This is a genomic window from Peribacillus sedimenti, assembly GCF_046237635.1.
GTDB lineage: Bacteria > Bacillota > Bacilli > Bacillales > DSM-1321 > Peribacillus > Peribacillus sedimenti.
On the sequence record NZ_CP143547.1, the window covers coordinates 4,756,638 to 4,780,871 of the forward strand.

A 24,234-nucleotide genomic window follows, 5' to 3' on the forward strand; every position below is an offset into this window, starting at 1 on the left:
CATAAAATGTGGTACCCGTGAAAACGAAAGGGGCTATCATATCTCATAAAAGCATCTCTACACTAAAGGAAATTTTCAGAAAAAGGTATAATATTATCATTAGGAGGTGACAAATTTATATGACCAGTTGTTTTTATATCTTAAGCTGACCGTTTACAGAGAAAGGCAGGCGGAAGTTCAAGGGAAAATTTATTACCACTTAATAAAAATGAAAGTGCAGCTATTTCCTTCAGCAAACACTACAATAAAGATGCCACGTTATATCAATGACACACTCAATAACAAATTTCTAACTCACCGACGACTACAGTAAATTATTCTTTTCACCAAGATATTGGTAAGAAAAAATCAAATAGGAGCATACGAAAATGAATAATATTATGAAAGCAATAGTTGCTCTCGTTATGGTTTGTTGTGTTTTTTCTTCGATCCCCATAGAATCACATGCCTCACCTATACTTTCTGGTACGGTCACAGCCAGCAAACTGAATCTCAGAGAAAAAGCCACTGCTTCTTCCGCTAGACTTGGTTCCATACCAAAAGGAAGCATCATCCATGTGTATTCGCTCACTAATAATGGATGGTCAGAGACATGGTTTAATAAAAAGAAGGCCTTTGTACAAACCAAATATATAAAACTATCCCCTCAGATAAGTTTCAAAAAGGATAAGAAGAAAGTGTACACCTATTGGGAATCAGGAAGCATCGGTACCCAGCGTTATTTACAAAAAATAAAAGGTAAGAATGTATGGGAGGCACAAGGAAACGGATATCATATTAGCTATATTGAAGATGAAACTAAAAATGGATTATATTACGAAACATCCGACGGTGGAAGAAAATTAGTCATTCCGTTTCCACTGGTGAGCGGGAAAACATGGTATGACGGCTCCAGACAAATAAACATTATTACTTCTTTAACTAAAACGGTTAAAACACCTGCAGGAACATTTACAAATGCGATAGAAATTAAAAGTGGTTCTCTTACATTTTATTTCGCCAGAAACCATGCACATATCAAAACCATAAATAATAATAGGGTCATTACACTGTTAAAAACCATTTCTTATAGAAAATAGGGATTTCAGATCCATCCAATCATCATTTAGTTCGCTATGTACTTCAGTAATTCCAAATGATTTTAAAAAGCAAGACGTTCATTATATCTCCGGGGATTTAATGAACGTCTTTTGTATAGATGTAATATTAGCTGTTGAAATTTTTTGATTATGACAGTACAATTTCCTCTAGCATTTATTTTTCGACTCTTAACAATATTACACTTTCGCCTAAAAGAATCCTTTATGTGAGTTAATCCAGGTAAGGGCATGTGAATGTGTGCCGCTTGTTTCATTTGACCACCAAGCAGCATGCTCATATACGGAATTAGGCAGCTATTGAAGAATTTTTATGATATCTTGAAAGAGGAACTTTAATTCTGGATAATATTATTGTTTATATTTGCCATCATATTTCCACTGATTTTCTGATGATTATTATTTCATCAAGAACACATGTTCCCACCTCTAAAATAAAGCCCATTTCTATCTAACAACCATGAATTGTTGCAGAATTTAATCCCCCTCTAAAAAAACCTGTTTTTTTACTTTCATCGACTAATGAACAGATATATTTAAGTGGCAATCATATTTTAATTCTAACGAATAAAAAAAGGCTTCTATGGAAGACTTAGAATAACCTAATAGCACCAGTTGGTTACTACTATTGATTATTAATATGTAAATGACATAAATTAAACCCAGGACAAATAAACAGTATAATTTCCCGTCCCCCTGGTATCTTATAGTAAATGAATACCAAAAGAAAATATATCCCCAACAAACCGCCACCAAACATGGCTACATTAAGCACAGCCAGAATCTCCATCTCCTGAGCAGTAAAACACATTATTACGAGTATTTCAATAAATCAAACCAATAATATCTTCCAGAACCTTATTGCCAGCTTCATGGTCAGTTTTACTAGTTTCCAATTACATTTGGAATATACCCAATTTTAAAAGCGTAATATGCTGCCGCTATCAATGCCAATGTAGCCACAAAACTTGAAATAGGTCTTGGTATATCGATAGAGCGCATAATCAAAAAGACAACTGAATAAACAACCGCACAAGCTATAATCAATAGGATCATGCCGGTAACAGCATGATCTAAAAAATCCGTTAGTTGACTGAGAATTTCATCTACCATCAAACCACTCCTTTATTTATTCTAATTCGACAACCTGGTATATTTTCCCTTTCTTCACCATATGTTTTCTAGGCAAATTATCGACCCTATTAGAGCCGAAGAAAGTGGTCACTTCTTCTGTAACTTTTAGTTTCTTCTTCTTCGACAACTAAATTCCAAATAATTACAAAATACACCCATCGACTTATTGTTTTTTCACATGGTAGCATAGTAATAAATACTGCTGGGTGTTCTGGTCCAGCGATGTCTGGAGGGAATTATGTCTGATCATAAGGAAATAAAAGTTATGTATAGAGGGAGCGAATATATATTGTTGCACAAATATGAATCAGGTTATTGTGAAATTCGTTCCATGGAGAATTTATATAAAATTGAATTAGTACATTATAACGAATTAACCTTCAAAGGATAATTTGCATGCACAATACCCCTCTTTATTATCCACTGGATATAAAGAAGCTTTTCTTTTAACTTAACTATTCTTGTAACCATCTCCCAGGAAAGAACATACCATCCCCGGCCATACAACATGGTATTCTGCTTGCTCGCCAGTCAGTATCAGGCAACAAGGATATTTCTTAGAAATTGTTAGATAAAAAATTGGGTTGACAAGGGGTTTTTTTTACAATTTTGTGAACAGAAAGGATTATGCGTAAACAATCAAGAAACACACTGAAAAAGGGGGAACTTTATGGAAACGAATATAATCGTACCTGTTCATTGTTCATGGTGTCGTAAAGAATTGGAAGCTATAGACTTAGTAGCAATTGATGAGTTGAACTATCTAACTCATATTCAATGCACTACTAAAACGGATACGCCACTAAAGGATTTAGGATATTATCAAGATATCGTAGAGAAATATCACTATAGCAAAGAATGAACAAGCCCTTCCACTTCTGGAGGGGCTTTTGTTAGGTTTTTTTAAGTCTGCATATTTCACATTTAGTGTACGCTTTCCATTAGCCTACGAGGGGCTTTCTCGATATATTCTTTAAGGTCCATTTCATAATTCTTATTTTATATTTACCTCTTCTATGGATTCGACTTATGAACCATCACATATGTCATAAAGTATCAAAATGCAACGACAAACTAATTTACAATAAAAGGAATTTCTGTATCAAAAGAGAAATAATGAAGTAGAAATATGAAGGGGGCATAGCAGGATGGCAACTATAATAACTTTAGGGATTGTTACATTTTTGGTTGTGACAATTATTGAAGAATACAGTAATTATTTTCTTAATAAATAATACATGTTTGGGAGCTAAGTTGATTAATAGGAGTATATAAAATTGTAAAATGCATACAGCTCTGATTTTGCCGTTAATTCAAAGGATAAATAATTTAGTAAAGGCTCGTTCTGAGTTCTCTGAAAAAACCAGCAGGCTGCAAAAAAAAGAACAACTATAAGGTAATCATAGGTGTTCTTAAAGTTAAATTGTTTGATATTCTTATTTTACGGGAAGTGTAATTCAATATCTTCTTCCGCCAACGCCACAAAGTCCAGTAGCTGCCTACCATAATTGGTATTAGGTTCAATCCTAGCTAGGTTTGCCTGCACCTGGTCGGTATAATACCGGGCATTCTCTTTCGTTTCTTGATACAATGCATAATAGTACGTCCTGCCAACGACCGCTTCATCTTCCGTTGCAGTGATTTTCTCAGTCAATACCCTTGCATAGGCTTTGGTGAGCACATCACGAACGCCGGGTCCATATACATTCTTAAATGCCGAAGAAGCACGGCTTCTGTAATACTTCATTTGATTGAATTCCGAAATGAATTTATCTTCAAAATCAATACGCGGGCTGTTCAACACGGAATCGTAATGGTCATAAACAGATTGAACGCCTTCCAATGCACCGACATAATAACTGGACCTTACCAGATATCGCTTGTAATTATCGAGACTGGCCTGATAATAAGATTTCTTTTTTCCACCATACTTTTTGATGATACCAGTGGCCTTCTCATAAGCATCCTGGCCTATCACAATATATTTCTGAACTGTTTCCTTAGGAACCGTTTTGCCCGAATGTTGGGTCTGATAATACTTGTCGAATGGAGCTTTCATCTTCTTTTGGGCCTTGGTTACTTCTGACGCCACGTTTATGGTTGCTGCTTCGGAATGTGAAGGGTAAAACGCAAAAGTAGATGAAGCCGCAACAATAAGAGCTGTCATGAATTGTAAAATCGTTTTCTTTAACATACCATCAATCTCCTGTATATCTAATATATGAATACCCCCTTTTAACTTTCATTATATAGTAGATTTTCTTTTCAGAAAACAAGAAATAGAAGTGGGAAATTTACCTAAAATCATTAATATAACTCATCCCCCTTAAGGTTTTGAGATATGCCAGCCACTTTGAAGGATTAATCCAGTAGTATCCTGTAAGATTCATATCGACTATGGACTGTTCAAGCTTAGGTTATTCTTTTAATGGAAGAAGTGAGCGGACCTCCCATTGCATCCCACGAAAAGTGTGACAGCTCTGCCTACAAATAATTCATTATAAAGACCCACTAATTTAAACAAATGGAAAAGGTTGTTCCACTCTTTTTTTGTTGCTTTACCCAGATGTTGATGTACTGCAGAACCGCTCTATACCGGCGATTCTTATTACTTGCACTAAATCTCAACCCAAACATATAAAAGAAGATACATCCTCTACTTCTCCTCTAATTGAGGCTAAATATACATCTTAAAAGAGCAATCTGAATGGAGAAAAGATAAAGCGGATATTTCGGAACATTTAGATGGCGATTAACTGGCAGAATTACACAAGGAGCTACTAGAATGAAATATTTAAATTGAAAGCCCATCATTGTGAACAGATTTATTAAGTTTGATGTCCCTGCTTTATAAAAGGCCCTATGGTACTTTCTATGGATTTAGCAAACTTCAATAAGACTATCAAGTACACAAATTACTTATTTGGGGAGGAGGAGGTTTAAATCTAGCATTCAAACATTTGATGAGATATTCAGTTTTAATTCCTATTTAAATGTGTTTCAAGCAGGGAAATCAACCATGATGTTTCTTCATAAGACAAAGTTAATCCCAATTCATGTTTCTCCTTAATTCTTTTTAAAATCCATCTAGTTGATTCATGAACATTATTTAAATTAATTTCTATCTCATTCATATATTACACCTACATTATAAGAATTTAACTCACCGTTATTTCGAGTAACTCAGACAAGCGCAGAAAAAAATGCCGTTCGGTTTTCTCCCGCCAATTTTATATTAAATATCAATAACTAATTTTCGCCAAAATCATTTCTTTTTCCTGCATAGGAGTACATCCATATTCCAGTCCTTTTTGAACTTCCGTATTTTGATTCGTTTTCTTCCAATCAACTGTATGTCCTTGTTGCTACTATAAAAATGAGCGAATAAACTCTATTTCGTATCATACTCGGTCACGCCCCCAGCCAAGAATTTATTCCGCAATTTCATTTTGTTCATCATAGGGTGCATCATCTATACCGCCGCAACCCAGCATTTGATTTTAAGCTTAATTTTCATGATCAATGAAAGAATGCCCCTCATAACCGTTTGCCAATGATTTTTTTCATTGTGAGCTATCTTCTTAACATCTTCTTGTGCTCCCATTGTTGAAAACCTACTATAACATAACGATGGTAACAAAGAATTGAAAACAATAGGTCCCACTAATATTCACAACTAAAACTGCAATTGATAAATAAGGATTCTAACTGATAGCTTCCTCGTATGAAATGAATAAAGAATAAATAGACATATCCTGAGACAAAAAAACAAAAGTAATAGATTTATATTATCCTCTTCAATCAATACACTTTTCCCCTGTCACTTTCACCCAAATTTAAAAGTCTCTAAGTCTTACTTACTAACCTGTCTCTTATTAAACAAGTAACACCCCAGTTTCATAAAGATACCTGATCAATATTACAACAAACCGAGTCTACTCTTTACACCGGCTCGGTTTCCAGCATTTGCATCATCTGTGTCAGCCCATTCAAACAGACTGAACATAATATTATATTATAGAAGTAAAGAATATTAATAGTGTTAAAAAGCATTAAGAACCTTAGTGTTTAGGAAGCTTACTGACATTGAGACCAAGTGCAACAATGAAACTGACAATCACAATCACGATGGCCGACAGGTAAATAACTTGACCAGTTGTTACTTTCCAATAGAGAAAAAATTTTTTGGTGCAGGAATTGATGAATCTAAAATGGAAGTTAACTGTAATAAATCAATGATACACGGCAAAGTGAGAAATTAATAATAGGAGGACAATGAAATGACACTTCAATCACCTGAATGGATGTTGAACGACGCTTTTTCCTCAGCTCTTTCTTACTCAATAGAAATCCTAGAAGACAAGGCACCAAGAGAAGAATTACTGGCATTAGTAAGTAATTTTCTTGAGCAAGCTGCTAAATTAAATCAGATTTTACAGAAAAGAAATGAATCTGAGAGATTACGCAAAGAATTTCTTGCTCAGGAAATATGGTTGTAATATAAAAAACAAAGCCACTACTTCTATAATCGAACTCCTTAAAGAACCCGCAGCGTCAACAAACACATATGAGATGACAAACAGAAAAAAGCAGAGTATTCAAATAAGAATTGCCTCTGCTTTTCTATTGATTTGAATGGGTTGAACCAAGTTAACAGCATAAATCGTCCGTAATTAGACAAAAAAATAATTTCGTAGGTAACTGAAAAAAATTTCCTTTTTATTGGAACAGTCGTTAATTACAATATATTTTGTTCTATAGAAACAAGGTAAAATAAGACCGCATACAGTTACGGTCTTATTTTATGTCAGATTGCCTTACGGTATACATAAGAGGAATACCCGCTGTATAACTTTTTCCCGTTTACTATTTTATAGGTCTTACTATTAGTTAACCCTTAATTTGCTTATGTTCTGAACCAAACAAAAAAGAGTATAGGTAAACCTACACTCTTTTCGATATAAGCTGAAATGTTCTTTGCTTATTAATCTTATCTTTTCGCTAAGGCTCCATTTATCATTTCAATGGCTGCAGGAATTAATGGTTCTTGATTGATAAAAGTGAATAAGTCCAATAATCTTTTTTCTGTCCATTCCCATTAACTTTATATACATATACCATATTGCTTGCTGCACTTGTGAATAAGTTGCGACACTCCTCGTATTTAATCGCTTTTACCGCATAGGAAATACTGTCCTTTGTCTCATTCCTGTTGAATTACCATATCGCAGTCGGTGTTATTAACTGTTGGAGGATGAACCATTTCTATTTCCTTTCTGATCACTGTATAAAAAATAAGATGCAAGGCGGAACGGTGTTAATCCCTTTTTGAACTTTCATGCGAGTACCAGAAGGAATCAACGTCTCTTTATTTAAAAAGCTAAATAAATCGACTTTACCTTTACCCTACCTTGCCAAGATCATAAGACATTATAAATGCATTCTCTTTAAAACAGGAGTATCTTATATTACAGATGTAAAAGGAAATTCAGGAGTTCTTAATTATTTTTGAAGAGGAAATAATTGTATGGAAGATTAATTACTGAAACAATAAGTGGCGATCTATTAGATGTGTTGCTGATATATCTAGCATAATTTACAACACCTTTACACACAAACAGACTCCAAAATGTTATCATGGCGTTTAGATAGTAGATATTTGTTGGGCAGGTATGCTGATTGTCGAAAAATTATTGGATTTAAATCTTACAGCAATATTGTCGATTTCGTAACGATTTCTGTTTGTGCATAGCCTCTATTTATACTTCAAAATTGATAAATCAGAATACCTTCACTGTTAGGATACTACAATTAATAGTAGAAATGTTTCCAAATAACTATTCACTTTTTAAAGGAGAAATAGTATGCAAAAAAGACTGAAGGTTTTGATTATTTTGGTATTGTCTGTGACGGCTCTTTCTACATTAACTGTTATCAAACTAGTAGATGATAGAAACAACAAGACACAAGATTCGTTTACGAATGCAAAAAATGTAATAATTTTCATAGGTGATGGCATGGGGCCATCCCATCGACAGGCTATTCAGCTGGCAACTGTAGGCCAATCCGGCGAATTGGCCATGGATGACATGCCTCATTCAGGAATAATCCATACAAGCTCCACTTCAGGCGTAACGGATTCAGCCGCCGCAGGGACTGCCATAGCAACAGGCGTAAAAACCTACAACGGGGCTATTGGCGTGGATGAGAATAAAAAACCGTTGAAATCAATCCTCGATTACGCCAGCCAAGCTGGTAAAGCAACCGGATTAGTCACTACAAGTCAAATCACAGATGCAACTCCTGCTGCATTCGGTTCAAATGTTACGGACCGTTCAGAGCATAGTGACATTGCCAAGCAATTTATCGAAAATAGTAAGGTGGATCTATTATTAGGAGGCGGAGAAGATTTCTGGTTCCCTGCTGGAAATGCCGGATCCTACCCAGATAATCCAGCCAAGGACCCTACAGAACAAAGCAAAGGGTCCGAGGGTAATCTGGTAGAGAAAGCAAAATCGCTTGGATATTCATATGTTACAGATCGTGCACAACTTCGAGATACAAATAGCAAAAAAATACTAGGGCTATTTGCAAATGAGGAGATGTTCGAATATGGCGAAGAAAGTGGGGACCAATACCAACCTGTTGTTCCCCTTACAAAAATGACAAAGACAGCTATAGATACGCTTTCACAAAATGATAAAGGCTTCTTCCTGATGGTGGAGGAAGAGGGAATTGATGCAATGTCTGAAGATAACAATGCAGAACTAATGATTAAAGCCGGCCAAGAACTAGATAAATCCGTGGCAATTGCGAAAGATTACGCCAAAAAACATCGCGACACATTAATTCTCGTATTAGCGGACCATGAAACAGGTGGATTGAGTATTGAAGATGCTAGTGGCCAAGTCACGTCTAATGATGGGACTTCTGAAGAACAGGGCCCATTTAAAATTGCCCATAGCAAAAAAAAATTTAAGACGCACTGGTCTACAAAAGAACATAGTGATAGAAGTGTGCCATTAACTGCTGTAGGACCTGGTTCTGAAATTTTCACTGGTAGTTATGAAAATAATCATATTTTCGATAAGTTGAAACAAGTGTTGGGTTGAAGAACAATTAGACTTTTTGGAATAACTCTTTTTTACAAAGGTATGTGCGGAACATTTACATTGAGAAACGATGAGCTTCCGAGCTTTTCACTGTAGGACTGATCATCATCTTTATCAAAGAATTCAGGTTATTGAGAAAAATCTCTTTTATTACTCCGAACCGTTTCCTCACTAAACCGGGCTTTGGGTCATTAAAGAAAGACTGCTGGATTTCTATTTATTTTTGACCCCATTTATTTTGATAAACGATGATCATATCTTCTGTGGGAATACGTTCATAAACGCGATTCGTAGTTAAATTGGCAGCACCATTTCATCAGCCATTCATTCAAGCCTAGCCCCCATTGCCAGCATGTTGTGGCAAATGTATGACGGTACGAGTGGGGGTGGAAATGATTGGTTTCAGCGTTAACAAATAAAGGCCCTGTACTACATGCTTCGGCTCCTTGGCAGCCGCAAGACGAAATAGTTAATATTCACTGGAAAATGCGAAAGAAAAACCTGGCCAAAGCCAGGAGTACATTGTATTTATTTTATTAAGGAAGAAGTTAAGTGATTCTCTCTCCTATATACGGAATCTTTCTGATTAGGTATGCTGCGATAAAACTTAAAATAAAGATACAAATCGCTAGTAGTGGAATCGAGAATACAGGGTTAAAAGTTATATTAAAGAACCCTGCCTTCATCAATAAAGTTCTGATCATATCGTGAACTAAATACATGCCAAAACTATACTTAGAAAGAGTATAAATTATGCGTAAATTCGGCTGTCTAAACTCCCTTTTGTTTAAAATATTTTTAGCAAATATAAATAAAGCAATACTTGTAAAAAATACATTGGCTCTTAAATATTTATAAAAAAAGACATCAGGAGCCCCTTTTTGCACAGAAATCTGAACCGTTGCTAAAATAGTAAAAAATGCAAAGAAAATTCCAAGAGTGTAGATCACCCGTGTTAGGGATTTACTTAGGTCGAATCGGGAAAAATAGTAGCCTGCCACAAAATACATAACATATCCCAATACTACATTAACATCAAAGTTCTCAAGAAATGGTGAAATTAGATTAAAGGGATAAAAATGGCCTAATGTAGGTAGTAGGCTGGAAAATACAAATGCTATGAGGAGGAAATATTCAATATCACTCTTCTTAGCGTTTCGAATAAACACCCTTAGAATTGGGGCAATAATATAGATGCCGATTATCATGTATAAAAACCATAAATGATAATGAGTGTTCCCTTGAATAATACTCAAAAGGGTTTCATACAGAAAATTAGTATCTAGTGGTTCTTGCTTATATAGTATTTTTTTATAAAACTCATAAATAAACGCCCACACCAAAAGGGCCGTTAAAATTCGTATAATGCTTTTGAAATATATGGATTTTACTGAAATGTCCCTTTTTATATTTAAGAAGAACATCCCGCTAAGCATTACAAAGATTGGTACACACCAACGGACGATGCTATCGTAAATATTTAGTACATTCCATTCAAAAGATGTCGGATTTAAGTCATCAAAACCAACCGCACTTACATGTATTATAATTACTGCCATAGTAGCAATGACTCTTAATAAATCCGCATATACCACACGGTTTTGCAATTTCCTGTCCTCCAATGATGTAAAGTAAATTAATGTTTTAGACATTTGTTCTCATATCTATAATATTACAAGTTTCGACAAATATCTAACAAAAGCTTGTAATTGGTAAAAAAGTTAACAACGCACATAAGGACAGACGCAAGTGAATTTTTCACACATCATGAAAGAAAGCAATACACACAAAACATTTGATCACTTGGTAAAAGTGTAGGTTTGATCTTATTCAGTAATCGCTACGTTCCGGCTAATTTGAATCCTCTATGATGCAGCGTTACTGCAAGGATATTTACGCTACAGGAGAGTTATCCAAACAGATAGATGTTTTCGCAGCTTACTATAAAACCCTAAATTGCGAAGGATTCTACATAAACTATTGGGTAGCTTTAGTTGAATAAGAAACTTAGGTATCGTAGTGTCAGAACATAAAAATTATGACTTAACAAGTTCTTACCTTGATTGTCAACGCCAGCGACGCAGTGACAGTATGTAAGAATAGTTTATTACTTTGTGGCATAAATAAATGGGATAGCCGAAATCTACAAACAAACAATTTAGAGGTTCGAAAATGGATTGGCAGGCATTCAACGAACTATTAGTGAAATTACAGCCAGAAGATACACTCATCGTCACCAAACTCAATCGCTTTGCCAGAAGTATGAGAGATGGCAGTGACCACGGCAAGGCTGTTCATTAACAAAAGTACAAAGGTTTATATACTGATTATCGGCATCATGGATAACAAGTCTGCCAGAAAACTCATTAGTAATACCTTCAGCTCATTCACGGAATTTGAACGTGATATGATTATCGAATTTACATAGAGGGTAAAGCTACTTGCAGATTTCAGAGAGGGCAGGCCGAATAATTATAGTAAGAAGCAAAATTCAACATGCGCTGCAATTATTGAAAACTAATTCGTATACAGAAGTAGAGAACTTACAGGAGTCAGTAAGAGCACCCTTATCAGAGCTAATAAGAAACTCGGGACAGTCTAACGTGACTGTCTTATTTAATGTTGGGTATCAAATTATCTAACATGTTCTCCTAAAGAGTTTTTGAATTTTTTTTACATTAGCCACACCAATTAAACATAAGTACAGTTCTCGTACAGTATATTCTACTCCATTACTTGAACAGCAAAATACTCAATGCCAAACATGGCGAGCTTTTTATGTCAAATGTGCAACACTTCTGCTATTTACTGGTGTTTTTGCAAGGAAACAGTCGTTTCGTTTCCTTTGTTGTCCTTGCCTTGCATGTCTTGGGCATATTAAAGTGTTCAGTCCCTATCATTCTTTCTATAACTACAAGAAGAGGGAATCCTTGAAGGGTATTGCAATAAATTGCGATGAAAAGTTGTAGTAATAAATGTATATCTGTCTATAAAATGGTGTTGCGGGCTTAGTTGCCCTTGCCCTTAACAATATGCTCTATATTAAGATCGTTACATTCATTCTTGTATGTCTATCCTATCAAATCTCCTGAAAGGCAGGTGTCCTCTTTCTTTTTTACGCAATGAAAACCAGTAGTCTCGCCACGGACAAATGATGGAGGTGTTTAGGATGAAATGGTTCGTCTCGACAGCAATCGCTGTCCTTTTGTTTGCCACGAGTGGAATAGGCGGTGTTCACTTGGCACTGGCTAAGAATACCGGGGAACCGGCGGCTTCGGTACAGGCCAAGAAACACGCTAAACAGATTGCCTTGGAGCAGTTCCTCGCCTTATCCATCCAGAAAAAGCATGACAAGGCATACGGATACCTGAGCAAGGTCACCCAGAAAAGGGTATCAAAAAACAACTATGTCAAAGTCCAACGACTGTACGACCAGTACGAAGCATTCACCAGCTTCAAAGTGTCCCTCACCAAGAATCCAAATCAGCTAAAGGTCACATTCAAAGCAAAGAACTTTTATGACAACAAGGTGTACTCGAACTATTACATCCAGCAAATGAGATATGAAAGCGGGAAGTGGAAGGTGGACCTGTCCGGCCTGGATTGGGCTTCCGCGTTATCGGAGGCATATCTGTATCTTGGGGTCATGTACTATGATGGGAAGGGAAAGCCGAAGAATGTAAAGGAAGCCATGAAGCATTTCAATCTGTCTTTAGCCGCAAAAAAAACCTTCTGGGGATATTTCTTCCTGGGGCATGCGAATCTTACTTTGAATAAACCGAAGGAATCCATTGCCTATTTTGAGAACTCGCTCAACTTCCCTGCCGGTAACGCGGATAAAGCGGTGTCGGTCTACAACATCGCATACGCTTATTACGTACTGGGTGATTTCGCGAATGCTGAAGCCTACGCCGAACAATCCTTGCAGCTCGACCCGAACTATCAACAGGCCAAGGACCTGCTTGCAGAAGTGCAGAAAGGACAATAAAAGGAACGCCTTGAGTGCATGGTGCTCAAGGCGTTTTAACAGGTTGGGACTATCACTTTTTGTTTTTATAAGTCACGGTAATTACGAACTCAATGAATGAAAGGTGCGAGTATCTTGCTTGATTCAAGTCAGTCAAAAGGCCAAAAACAGGAGCCAACAAAAACAGATATAGCCAAGCAGGGCGAAGCATCATAGAAAGATCCTAGATCAACCTCACCTGATGATGCATAGGAAACGATGAATCGAATGTTAGATTGGGTGAAGGCTGGAGTTTATGCCATATGGTAATAATCCTTTCTCATCCAGAATTTGGGGCAGTTATATGATTTTCAAAATACCGATACTTTGTTAGATCTGTCCATGAGGATAGCAACAGTATTTCCTGCATTATGATGAACCTCATAGACCGATGGAATTAACCAATAATACCCTTCGATATGTCACAGTTGTCACTAAGGATATGGGCAAAGTAAAAACTGTTCAAGTGCTTTTTCCCGAGTTTGAATCGTACATAGGAAAAATCCTAAAAGGAAATGATGACATAACGGCTACTAATTTGAATGAAGCAGTGACAAACTATCATCGTCATCCTGTTCTAGCGTCTTGTCGAGAAATAATGCTGTATCGTTAAAACACTTGGTAATGTCGCTAAAATTAACATAATTAAAGGTACTGGCCTACAATAAGTCTATTTCGGGACATCCATTATCACCGGAAGCTATGAAGAAGAACAGGAATACTTCATTCAGGTAAAAGGGAAAAAACATTTTTTCTGATTGTTGAAGGGTGTTGACTTCTGCCGGTTTAGATTCTAAATGAATGTGCTAGGTATTCATTTAATTGATCCTTAGCAATGATATTGCGGGGGACATGTTCGAATTATCGGATTAGACCTAGATTGATATTTGGTTATATTTACTTATTACAGTTTATCTATTAATATAGGAAAAAGGAATCAGATGGTTATATTAAACATAGGGGAGAAAAAACATGAAGAAGTATTTGACTATCATTTTTGCAACATTCCTATTTCTAAGTTCTTCATCAGTTACGGAAAAACACGTATTAGCTGCGAGTAAGACATTTAAATGGGGCAAGATAGATTATCAGGTGAATTTAATTGGAAAAATTAGTGTTTTAAAGGATACCAAGAGCGTTATCATAAAAAACGGCAAATTGATCGCCGGTAAAACTTATAAAAAGGGCACGGAAGTGGGAGTTACGAATTATCGAAAAGATTATAACGGACTTTATGAGATATCAAAAGGCATGTATATAAAAAAATCTACAACTATAAAATATTATTCTCTATCAAAAGATCCATTGGCAGACAGTAAATTCGAAAAAGATTTCATCAGTAGGATAAATCAGGAGAGAAAGAACCAAGGTCTTACCCCGTTGGTTACCAGCTCAATTTTGAATAAGGCAGCCAAATTTAAAAGTGCTGATATGGTGTTAAATAAAGACCATGCCGAAAATTCTAGGATATTGGGTACTCCAGAAAGCATACTTGCCAATAATGGGATGAAAAACTATATTGATGCATACTGGATACAGCGAACACCCAAAGATCTGGAATCTACTATTCAAGAACAGTTTAGTATTGGCTCGATGAAGGAAAGATATTTGTCTTATAAATATGATGAGATTGGTGTAGGTTACATTAATCATCAAACATTGGGAAAAAAATTATTCATATTTCTAGTGCAGACAAAGGAGAAGGAAGATCCAAATCTAATTTCTATTTCTACATTGAAAGAATTACCTGAAGTGGATTATATGCAAGCACAACCTTCGCCAGCAATGAATACATATTCTTATTATTTGAAATTTAATCATACAGAAAGAAGAAATATTTTAAACGGTAAGGTTAGATACATACATTATCAATCAAGTTTTTCACCCGTTACCCATTTCAACAAAGAGGCATGGAAAAGTGCTTATGATATAGATTGGCTAGTTGGGTATGGAGGTTCCAATAATGATTATGCTACAAATTATATTTATATTATTTTTTTAGACAATAATCGGCAGCCAATTGGATTCGAAGAAGAAAGGTATGATTCAATTAAAATCAAACCTACTTTAGCTCCACTATATAAAGAGGCAGACTCTGCGGATTCTATTAGGGTGAAATTTCAAATATCAAACAATAAATATCTTTATGTGTACGATTTAAATGCGGCACAACCAAATGAACAGTATGCTTACTATACTATTCACTACACTGATCAAAAGAAGTCTATTACGGATTTATTAGAAAGCGGTAATGAGGAATTTAAATCAACACTGAGTATGGGAGTCTCTCCTAATGTAAGATTTAAAAACATACAGGTGTTCTATGCGACAGTTATCGCATACAATAGTGAGTTCCAGGCTGTCTCATCATTAACTAAAGAATTTAATTTGAGCGATTTTAAATAAAGTAAACTTTAAGGCATCCTTTATTTAAGGGTGCTTTTTGGTCATTTGTCACATCATTAGAGAGAATTCAAAAGAGTTCCTTGAAATCGGTCAAAATAAGTTACCACTATTACGTCAATACAATTATGCTCGACTAAAGACAAAGTTTTATATCACCATCCCGACCTTCTTCCTTAGTCTCGCTTTTTTCTTCATAAATGAAAATTTCCTTTAAGTGAAAATTATTATTTTTACAATAATCTTCTATTGCGCTACATTGATTGGGAATACTTGCTTTGGGTTGTAGATTCCCGATGTTCTTGCATACCCTGCTGCTGTTCTTACGTAATCCATTAATCCAATTCCTTCATATTTATCAGGTATTGATGAGGGATCAGAAATCTCTTTAGCTACATGATGTATCAGAACAATAAATCGAATCATTATCAGCGGCAGTTTCATTGATGGTAGTTCAGAAATATATGTGTGTTCCTTTCTATCAATAATAGACAAAAACTTTTTACCTTTAGCTTTTCGGTTAAGAGCTTACTTATCTCCGACGAGTTTCTATTTGGAGAGGGGCCACTTTATCGGCAACTGTTGGTCCAACTTCCTTAATAAAACCTTTTTATACACCTCGAAGACCAACCCTCACTGTAACCATTATGAACACACGCTCCCTTTCCTTATTATATCAAGTTAAGGAAACGGCTAAATTAAGAGGAACAGATGCAGTTAAAGAAGGCGGTGCAAGAGAAATTAAAAATTTATGAAGAAAAACAAATGGAAATAAATAAACTGCTTGAATAGGAGCCTTTTAAGACACGATACAATGAAATAACTAAGATAAAAAATAGAGTAGTACGTGAAGATACGTTAAAGCATTTGCACCAGGAAATGAATTAGGTTTTTAAAAATAAAAAGAAAGACGTTAAATAAATATTTAAATTAATGCTCTATGAAAATTTAATGTTGACATTTTATTATAATAGAAAAAAGGACCTATATTTCAGGTCCTTTTTTCATGTCTTATTTCACTAAAATTTCCTCAGTATAAATAGGAAAATGAGTACTACAGCCACCCTTATTCAAACACTTTTTAGTTTCTTTTCAAAATGTATAAGTTCTATACTAGAAAGACTTTGTTCTCTTTAATAGGAAAAACTTTATAAACACCATTAATTAACATAAGTAAAGCTATCTACCACTTTTTCTATTCATTAAGCCTATAAATGAATGAAGTGCATTTTGCAATCAAAAAATGCCGTTTATGGCAGTATGTTTTCTTTATGCAAAATAAAGAATTATATACAATCATGAGATCTTGGATATAACTCCTTATTTAGAATCTATGCTCATTTCATTAAAGCATCCCTGAGTTTAACTAGAAATATGCACATCTCATATTCATTTTAACATAAATATACAATAACAAGATTTTCTACTTTCTAAATCAACCTCTACCTCTAAGATGCCCCTAATTTTTAAAATCACTATTTAAAACACGAGCAAGTGATGTTGCAAACTACTAAAATAACATGAAAAAATGTCGAAACAACTTACATCTTGTTCCAGTTCGTTATATCTAAATAACTTCAATTTATCTTACAAATCACAACCTGATGTCTCCATACCTAATTAACACGTACGCTCTTTTTAGATATACCGTTATTCCGATTGTTATAATTATAGAAAGAATAGGATTTATTAACTATACAAACTGGAGTGAATTAATTGTTAAAAGAATGTAAAAAAAGAAGAGCCTTTTAAAAGACTCTCCTAAAATCGTGGGGACTGTCCCCCATTTCCCGATTATTTCCCAGCTGTATTTGCTTTACTTTTTTATTATGAAAGGTTTTGTACTCTTCAGCTCTTTATGTGTGGAATCAAAGACAACGAATCGATATTTCTCCTTTGCGTGGATGCTCGCTTTACTCACTGTAAAGATAGCAGTATCATCCTTGCTGCCCCTCCAGATTACCCTGGTGATGCCTCCATCTTGATCGACTAACTTCGTATACTTAGGGGCACCATGTACCTCCATAACATAAGCATTTCCTTTAGTAGACAAGCTTTGAAGCTCCATCTGTTTCATTTCCCCAAGAAAATATGATTTATCCGGGTGCACATTCATGTTTGCTGTAGTGTCTACCGAGTAGCGTTTTCCGTGAAGCAAATCATATTGAATGAGCTTTAAATCAAGCATTTCTTTTGACGGACTTCCTATTTCCTTTTTAAATTTTGCATAAGGGATGACTGACTTTTCCTGTTCCCTCAGATTATCTAAAATAGCGGTAACGTTATTACCTTTTACACCAGCCATTTTCAGGGATAGGGCGCTAAACTGATTGGGTGATAGATTAAGCTGCTGAGATTGATTTCCCTCAGACTTCCAGATAAAGTAGGGAACACTATGGGTGGTTATAAAATCATCGTAGTCGTTCAGCATATTATTGGCAATTTTCGTTCCTTGCTTTCCGTAAACCAAATCGTTCGACGAAAAGGTTGGATAGTGATCCCCGAAAAAGATAAGAATCGTTGGTTCCGGTCGTTTTTTCACTTCATTGATAAGGCGTCCCAGCTCATTATCCACGCTATGAATCAGTTCAGTATATCGATTTAGGTATGTCCTTGTTTTCTCCGGAAGAGTCCCTTTCTGAAGAAACTTAGAATCCTGAAGCGGCTGATAGGATTGATGAGCCTCAAGCGAGACGGCGTGAATGAAATCGGGTCCATCTGTACGGTCAAGCTGCTGCAGGATTGTATCCGTCATATGCTTATCCTTCGGGTAGCCGTAACCAGATCCATTGACATGTTCCAGATCCATAAATTCCCCAGAAATAAATTGCTGAAAACCAAGCATTTTATATACTGATTGTCTTTGATAATACCAGTTATAAAAAGCGTGAACAGCAGTTGTATGATAGCCTGCATCCCTTAATGCATAGGCCACTGAAGGCAGCGGATGCTTCACGAACTGTTGATAAGCCACCACGTTATCTGGGAGAAACTGCCGGCTTAGCCCGGTAAGTGCTTCAAATTCAACATTCGCAGTTCCGCCGCCAAATTCCGGCGAATACATCGTTCCATGCAGCGACTCGTCATATAAACGATGAAAGTTGGGAATCGGGTCAGCTGTAAAATGCTCTTTTCGAAAGTGCAATGGATCCGTGAAGGCCTCGCTCATTATATAGATTACATTCGGCTTTACAGCAGGCTGCTGTGGTGATGCTGGCTGATACTTTTCCCCTATCGATTTTACTGTATCTTTTGAATACCCTTTTGGCGGCTGGATTTGACCTTGCTTGGCCATTAAAATAAAGTTTCCAATCAGTCCATTTCTCATGGTGCCTAGTTCAAGCCGCCAATATGTATTTTCGAACTGAACTTTTGCCATAGGAGAAATAGGAAACCCTGTCCATATAACCGCCCAGGCGGCAATTGACAAAACAAAAACCCCTGCTTTTAGTATCCATCTGTCTTTAAAGCGCGGGACCAAATAAATTCCTATAAGGACAAGAAGGATAGCCGCAGCAGAAATGATGATTGCCATTGTATTAATATCTATAGGCTGCTCAAGCCCTTTGAGTTCTTTAGATAAGGCAAGGTCTCCAATTGTAATCGGCGAATTCCTTAATTCTAATTTTATTTTATTTGCAATGGCAAATATGATAAGGAAGCCACTTAACAAAACACTCATCATCATATAAAGTCTGCGCGGAAGAATATAAAAAATATTATAAAGAGCCAGGATCATAACCATATTTAAAGCAAAACGCTTTGTGTACTCGCCTGTCCAATGTGTAAAGGGCATCCATAAATAGCTGCGGACGATCATTTCGCAGACAGCTAAGGTCATCAGCGGCAAAATCAGCATGAAAAACGCAGTCAGTAAATGAAGGGCAAGAGCTTTTTTTCTTGAAAGTATATATTCTAGAAATATAGCTTTTTTCTTAGAAGTATCAATGTTAGGTAAAGGACTTTGGGTCAAACTTACTCCTCCTATATTTTTCAAACAAATTAATATCAGAAAATTATATAGCTTTTTTAGTTGTTTACTTGTCGTTTTATATTTGAGATATACTAAATTTATCGACAACTTTTGCATTACCTAAACATTTTTATAATTTTTATAAGGGGGTTAAAGAAAAACAGAAAGCTTTAGCTTTCTGTTTTAATAGATTAATTATTGATCAGGTAAGTCGGTACATCTAATTGGATGCTATATTGAGCTAGTAAACTATACATCTCGGATATTTTTGAAGTCTGCTTGAAAACTGCATTCATTACAACCCCAAATATCTTCCCAAACTTTATCCATATTACTTGCCCCTTTAACATATCAGTATGCAACCTTCTCACTGTATGGTTTATCATATATGTGGATACAAAAATAAATTTTTTCATCTCTATAAGAACTTTGTTATCAAGGCTTTATTATCATATTATTAAACTTCATTAAGCTCGTTTCCCAATTTACAAACTCAGCAACTACGTGGTTTCATTTAGTTGCTGTTACCTCAGTGAGTAATCAAGTAGACCTAGTAACCCCCTCAATAGTATGCAGTGGTCACAATAAAAAGCCCTAAGGGATTTTCCTGAGCCGTTATCTTTTGTAATACCCGCAGGTATAAAAATATATATCAAAAGCAGCTATAAATCCATACTGTTTATCAGCTGCCTAATATTTAATAGGCAGTTGCTTATTGGTGTGCGTTTTTGCATGCTAAAAGACTTACTTATAACCTTCTTTTACATTCACTTTCCATTAGACTCCCATAGCTATCAAACCATACTCTACACCTTTCTTTGCCAACTGTTACGATAGCTGTATACTCTTGTAGGGAACCCCATCCACTAATTAAGCTAACAGAATGAACCCTTTCAATTTCCGGATGTATTTCTAGAAAATGTTTAGCTGCGTATCTCTCTGGCTTGTAAATGAACTCATAATACATACAAGCAATAAACATCGATACTATTGTTGATGAGCTTACTAAAAATATGAATGTCCATTTTATTATTTTTTTCTTCAAATGGTTCTCCATCCCATAAATTATGTTATTATTTTTTAATTTCGTAGCTATGTTGTTTAACCTAACCTCTCCGTTACAATAAGCCACTTGTCGATTTTACCACAAAATACCTCTTAATAATGCTAAAAGCAGTGTGATTTCGATTGTGAAATCCACTGCTTTTCTACTTGTTTTTATATATGCGATTTCCTGTGCGGGTGCTTCAAAAGAGAACGGCTCACTTAGGATTTTCCCTCAGGCTTTAAAATAAATAAATCATTCACCATATTCATCCAACATCTTTTTGTGCTCTTCAATCTCATAAAATTGAAGCAACAAGGACCGTTGAAAAGACCACCCCATTCGAAACAGCCGTTAATGTAGCAAGGATTGCAAAAAAAATATTTCGACATCACAAAATCTTAAATCAATGCCTTGTTAATACACATTGATACTTGCTTCGAATAGAGATCAATGGACTGAACCATATTAGTTCCGGACACTGTGACAGCTATGAATAAAGAACATTATTCTTTCTTTTCCTTCTGGTGCGGACAACTTGCTTTATCAACCAACCATTGACTTGACTTTATTCGTAAAAAAGTTCTTGAAGCATTTACAACAACAGAACTGAAGTTACATTTGTCTCTACCAGTTTTTCGCTCCTGAAGTAACAGAAGTTGAAGATGGTGCGACTGTATTGCTTACTCATTTTGTCTTTAAAATGCAAATAATCAAGCACATTGGTGCGGAAGAAGCCACTGCTGCCATCCAGTGACGAACAGAAAGATAATCAAGTTACAATAAAGAAAGCGAAGCTGTGAAGAATTCATGTTACAAATTCCCCTAACATACTTTTAACTATCTTGTGTCTTTTAGACAAAAGTCTCTTGCTTTTTTAATATTGCATAGTTACTATATCAGGGGTCTCAAATAGTTTGTATTAAAAAAACATGAAGTTTTCCAGGAGGAAGAAGAATTGAATTATGAGGTGTCTATAAAAGAAGCATGTACGTCAAATTCCTTTTGGTCTTGTTTAGAGCCAGCGGATTGGTTTCAGTTTGCATCTGCTATCATAGCGATAGTATCGGCAGGAATAGCCCTTTATACAGTCAAAAAATCATGGGAGGCAGCTAATAAACAGTTAAAAGAAACTGCTCAGCAAAGAATAGATACATTTAGACCTGAACTCTTCATTAAATACATGCAATATCATTTTTGCTATGACAGAAAAAAAGTGAACCCATCAGTAGCCCACGGAGTTTTTTCCAACATTCTTGAAGTAAACCCTGATTATAAACCATCTAACTTATATTTAAATATTAAAAATATTGGGGAATACCCTGCAAAGAAGATACAAATTAATTGGGACTTTGAAATATCTAAATGCATTGAATTTATAAAAGCAACTCAAAATAAAAAACAATATATTATATCTTTTCAAGAAGGATATCAAGTTATCTTTAGAGAAAGCAGCACTACATATTTAAAAGAAGACTTAAACTGCTATTTCCCATATTGTTTTGAACAAGGTGAGGATACTAAAATCACTTTACCTTATTCTTATACAAAAATTCTCTCGATTTTAATCCACTTATACATTGATGAAAAGGAATTTCTGAATGATAACATTCCAAAATTAAAACTGTCCCTAACATTTGAAGACGTGTTAAAAAATCAATTCCCTCCAAAAGTGTTTACGATTAAACCCCATTTTGAAGGAAACAGTCTTGCAAAGGCCGATGATATAGTTATTAGTTATGATGGGAAAATAAATTTGCAAATTGAGGAAGTATCGTAAAAAAGTCGCTCGCTAACTCGATTTGTTTATGTAACTGGGAACTATATGGTTTATCATGGAAATAAAAGGTATGAAAGGGTGCATACTTAATTGAAGATTACTGTTCAATCATTAGTTATTTCCTTTGTAATTCATTTAATCTATATAGTAGGAACATTGATAGTAGGCTATATAAAAACAAGAAATTATAAACCCGATATCGCAAATAAATGGGAAAAAGTAGAAACACTTCAAAATGAAGTGGCTTTTGGGGTAGTAGGCTCTCCACTGTTTTTCCTATTTACCTTCATCGGGGTAGCATTGATTTGCAGATTAATAATCAGGAGATTGTTGAGTTAAAATAAATCAAATATTTTCAACACACAAGATAGGGATACCTGCAATTATTGTAGCTTCCCTTTAATTTGTTTTATTTTTGGCTATGTTAAAGTTGTTGGTTGATTTTAATGATAAGGACAAAGACTACATTTTAGATTATTTATCTCGCCATTTCTCGCCGTCTGCCTCACAACAAGGCGCTTTCTCTGCTTTAGACTACAAAAAGGAATAAAGGATAAACATTTATCCTTCTCTTCTAAATAATTTACTCCCTGAATGGGCGGGATTAAAATTATCATAATGAACATGTAGTGGTTCTTCTGCTACAAATACTTCTTTAGCAGCTACCGGACCAGCAATAATTACTCCTAACACCCCCCAATTTGATTGCTTAACTTATAATTTAATATACATTGGACTCTTTTTGCTGGCTGCTTCTTCATTTGCATTCCTCCTTCCAGTAGTTCCAATTGCTGTACTGCTTGTACTTCATACGCTTGCATTAAGTTTCCCTCCTAAATAGAAATAGTCCTAACTCCTCGGAAGGAGTTTAGGCTTATTATTGATATACAAATACATAATATATATTTACTTTTCTGTTAGATTCATTTATTTCTATATAAAAGAAAACAGAGAGCTATATACTCTCTGTTTTCTTTTATGGTTATTAAGCAAATTCTTTAGCTACCGATATTATTTATCAGGTGATAACGAGTGCAGATTGATTTCAGCCCTGTAAAGCCATTTATGGACGACTTATTTATTAACTTTTTGTTCCCTTTGTACTTTCGATTGTAATCAGAATCATTCTTATTAAAATTAAAATTCTCAGAACCATCACTTCTACTATAACTATTTTTTTGTTCATTTTTGGAGCATACAAGATTTTAATTATGAAACCGGTAAGGTGCCATGCCGAAGAGAATTGATATTGCGTTATATTTAAGGATGGGCCAAAAGTTCTTAGGAAACTTCGAAAGCTGGATATCGATCTTGTATTCCCCGATAGCGCCTTTTCTTTCCGCAACGTTGTTATTTATTTTTCTGTTAGTTGCTGTTTCTCAGTGTTTTTAGACTCCTGTTGGTCACCCGACCTTTTAAATAACTTCTTTATAAAATCCATTTGTTACCCCTTTTTAATATCGTGATTAATTCTTGTATCGGAGTAAAAGTGATTTTCTCAAGTAGATAAAGCATATAATACAAAATAGTGCTTTCTGCTGTTGTGTCTAAACAAAGGAAAACAGAGAGCAAAATACTCTCTGTTTTCCTTTGTTTAGACACAATTATGTGTATGCGTGAAGGGAGCAACACATCTCGTAGCAATCATGGGGTGTACTCGTATCACTAGCAATTGGAAAAAGAA

At 35.3% G+C, this 24,234-nt stretch carries 18 protein-coding genes; 10 read left to right on the top strand and 8 right to left on the bottom strand.

The features are described 5' to 3' along the window. The first annotated feature begins 368 nt into the window (after positions 1-368). Positions 369-1,079, top strand: a complete 711-nt coding sequence (locus V1500_RS23315) for an SH3 domain-containing protein (protein WP_409303066.1) — start codon at positions 369-371, stop codon at positions 1,077-1,079. 903 nt (positions 1,080-1,982) lie between these two features. On the opposite strand, the gene V1500_RS23320 is transcribed toward V1500_RS23315, so the two are convergent. Further along, complete coding sequence (locus V1500_RS23320) at positions 1,983-2,210, bottom strand: hypothetical protein (protein WP_409303067.1); 228 nt, start codon at positions 2,208-2,210, stop codon at positions 1,983-1,985. A gap of 691 nt (positions 2,211-2,901) precedes the next feature. On the opposite strand from V1500_RS23320, the gene V1500_RS23325 reads away from it, so the two are divergent. After that, positions 2,902-3,093 carry a hypothetical protein gene (locus V1500_RS23325; protein ID WP_409303068.1) on the top strand — a complete coding sequence of 64 codons (192 nt, stop codon included), beginning with the start codon at positions 2,902-2,904 and terminating at the stop codon, positions 3,091-3,093. Between the two features lie 579 nt (positions 3,094-3,672). Here V1500_RS23325 and V1500_RS23330 read toward each other — a convergent pair. Further along, entirely contained in the window at positions 3,673-4,425 is a 753-nt protein-coding gene (locus tag V1500_RS23330; protein ID WP_409303070.1) for a hypothetical protein, read from the bottom strand. Between the two features lie 784 nt (positions 4,426-5,209). Continuing rightward, on the bottom strand, positions 5,210-5,365 hold the full coding sequence (locus tag V1500_RS23335; RefSeq protein WP_409303072.1) for a hypothetical protein: 156 nt from the start codon (positions 5,363-5,365) through the stop codon (positions 5,210-5,212). Between the two features lie 1,146 nt (positions 5,366-6,511). Here V1500_RS23335 and V1500_RS23340 point away from each other — a divergent pair. Further along, positions 6,512-6,730: a hypothetical protein gene (locus V1500_RS23340; protein ID WP_409303074.1), complete on the top strand. Its 219-nt coding sequence runs from the start codon at positions 6,512-6,514 to the stop codon at positions 6,728-6,730. Positions 6,731-8,095: 1,365 nt separating this feature from the next. After that, the gene (locus tag V1500_RS23345; protein ID WP_409303076.1) at positions 8,096-9,343 is read left to right on the top strand and encodes an alkaline phosphatase; all 1,248 of its coding nucleotides are present in this window, start codon (positions 8,096-8,098) and stop codon (positions 9,341-9,343) included. Positions 9,344-9,891: 548 nt separating this feature from the next. Here V1500_RS23345 and V1500_RS23350 read toward each other — a convergent pair. Then, complete coding sequence (locus tag V1500_RS23350; RefSeq protein ID WP_409303078.1) at positions 9,892-10,950, bottom strand: acyltransferase; 1,059 nt, start codon at positions 10,948-10,950, stop codon at positions 9,892-9,894. A gap of 565 nt (positions 10,951-11,515) precedes the next feature. Between V1500_RS23350 and V1500_RS23355 the strand changes: the two genes are divergently transcribed. From V1500_RS23355 to V1500_RS23370, 4 genes are all read left to right on the top strand, one after another. Then, complete coding sequence (locus V1500_RS23355) at positions 11,516-11,644, top strand: recombinase family protein (RefSeq protein ID WP_409303080.1); 129 nt, start codon at positions 11,516-11,518, stop codon at positions 11,642-11,644. Then, positions 11,613-11,771 (top strand): hypothetical protein, encoded by a 159-nt coding sequence (locus V1500_RS23360; RefSeq protein ID WP_409303081.1) that lies wholly within the window; start codon positions 11,613-11,615, stop codon positions 11,769-11,771. The genes V1500_RS23355 and V1500_RS23360 overlap by 32 nt, the downstream gene beginning before the upstream one ends. A 741-nt stretch (positions 11,772-12,512) precedes the next feature. After that, the gene (locus V1500_RS23365) at positions 12,513-13,331 is read left to right on the top strand and encodes a tetratricopeptide repeat protein (protein ID WP_409303083.1); all 819 of its coding nucleotides are present in this window, start codon (positions 12,513-12,515) and stop codon (positions 13,329-13,331) included. Positions 13,332-14,321: 990 nt separating this feature from the next. After that, complete coding sequence (locus V1500_RS23370; protein WP_409303084.1) at positions 14,322-15,755, top strand: CAP domain-containing protein; 1,434 nt, start codon at positions 14,322-14,324, stop codon at positions 15,753-15,755. Positions 15,756-15,998: 243 nt separating this feature from the next. Here V1500_RS23370 and V1500_RS23375 read toward each other — a convergent pair whose 3' ends face one another. The 3 genes from V1500_RS23375 to V1500_RS23385 form a co-directional block, all read right to left on the bottom strand. Further along, entirely contained in the window at positions 15,999-16,247 is a 249-nt protein-coding gene (locus tag V1500_RS23375; RefSeq protein ID WP_409303086.1) for a hypothetical protein, read from the bottom strand. A gap of 1,321 nt (positions 16,248-17,568) precedes the next feature. Next, positions 17,569-19,725: an LTA synthase family protein gene (locus tag V1500_RS23380; protein ID WP_409303088.1), complete on the bottom strand. Its 2,157-nt coding sequence runs from the start codon at positions 19,723-19,725 to the stop codon at positions 17,569-17,571. A 748-nt stretch (positions 19,726-20,473) separates the two neighbouring features. Then, positions 20,474-20,770: a hypothetical protein gene (locus tag V1500_RS23385; protein ID WP_409303090.1), complete on the bottom strand. Its 297-nt coding sequence runs from the start codon at positions 20,768-20,770 to the stop codon at positions 20,474-20,476. Between the two features lie 958 nt (positions 20,771-21,728). Here V1500_RS23385 and V1500_RS23390 point away from each other — a divergent pair. Beyond that, complete coding sequence (locus V1500_RS23390; RefSeq protein ID WP_409303092.1) at positions 21,729-22,550, top strand: hypothetical protein; 822 nt, start codon at positions 21,729-21,731, stop codon at positions 22,548-22,550. Positions 22,551-22,640: 90 nt separating this feature from the next. Then, on the top strand, positions 22,641-22,889 hold the full coding sequence (locus V1500_RS23395) for a hypothetical protein (protein WP_409303094.1): 249 nt from the start codon (positions 22,641-22,643) through the stop codon (positions 22,887-22,889). A gap of 347 nt (positions 22,890-23,236) precedes the next feature. Here the strand turns inward: V1500_RS23395 and V1500_RS23400 are convergent, their stop codons facing one another. Beyond that, complete coding sequence (locus V1500_RS23400; RefSeq protein WP_409303095.1) at positions 23,237-23,371, bottom strand: hypothetical protein; 135 nt, start codon at positions 23,369-23,371, stop codon at positions 23,237-23,239. Between the last annotated feature and the right edge of the window lie 863 nt (positions 23,372-24,234).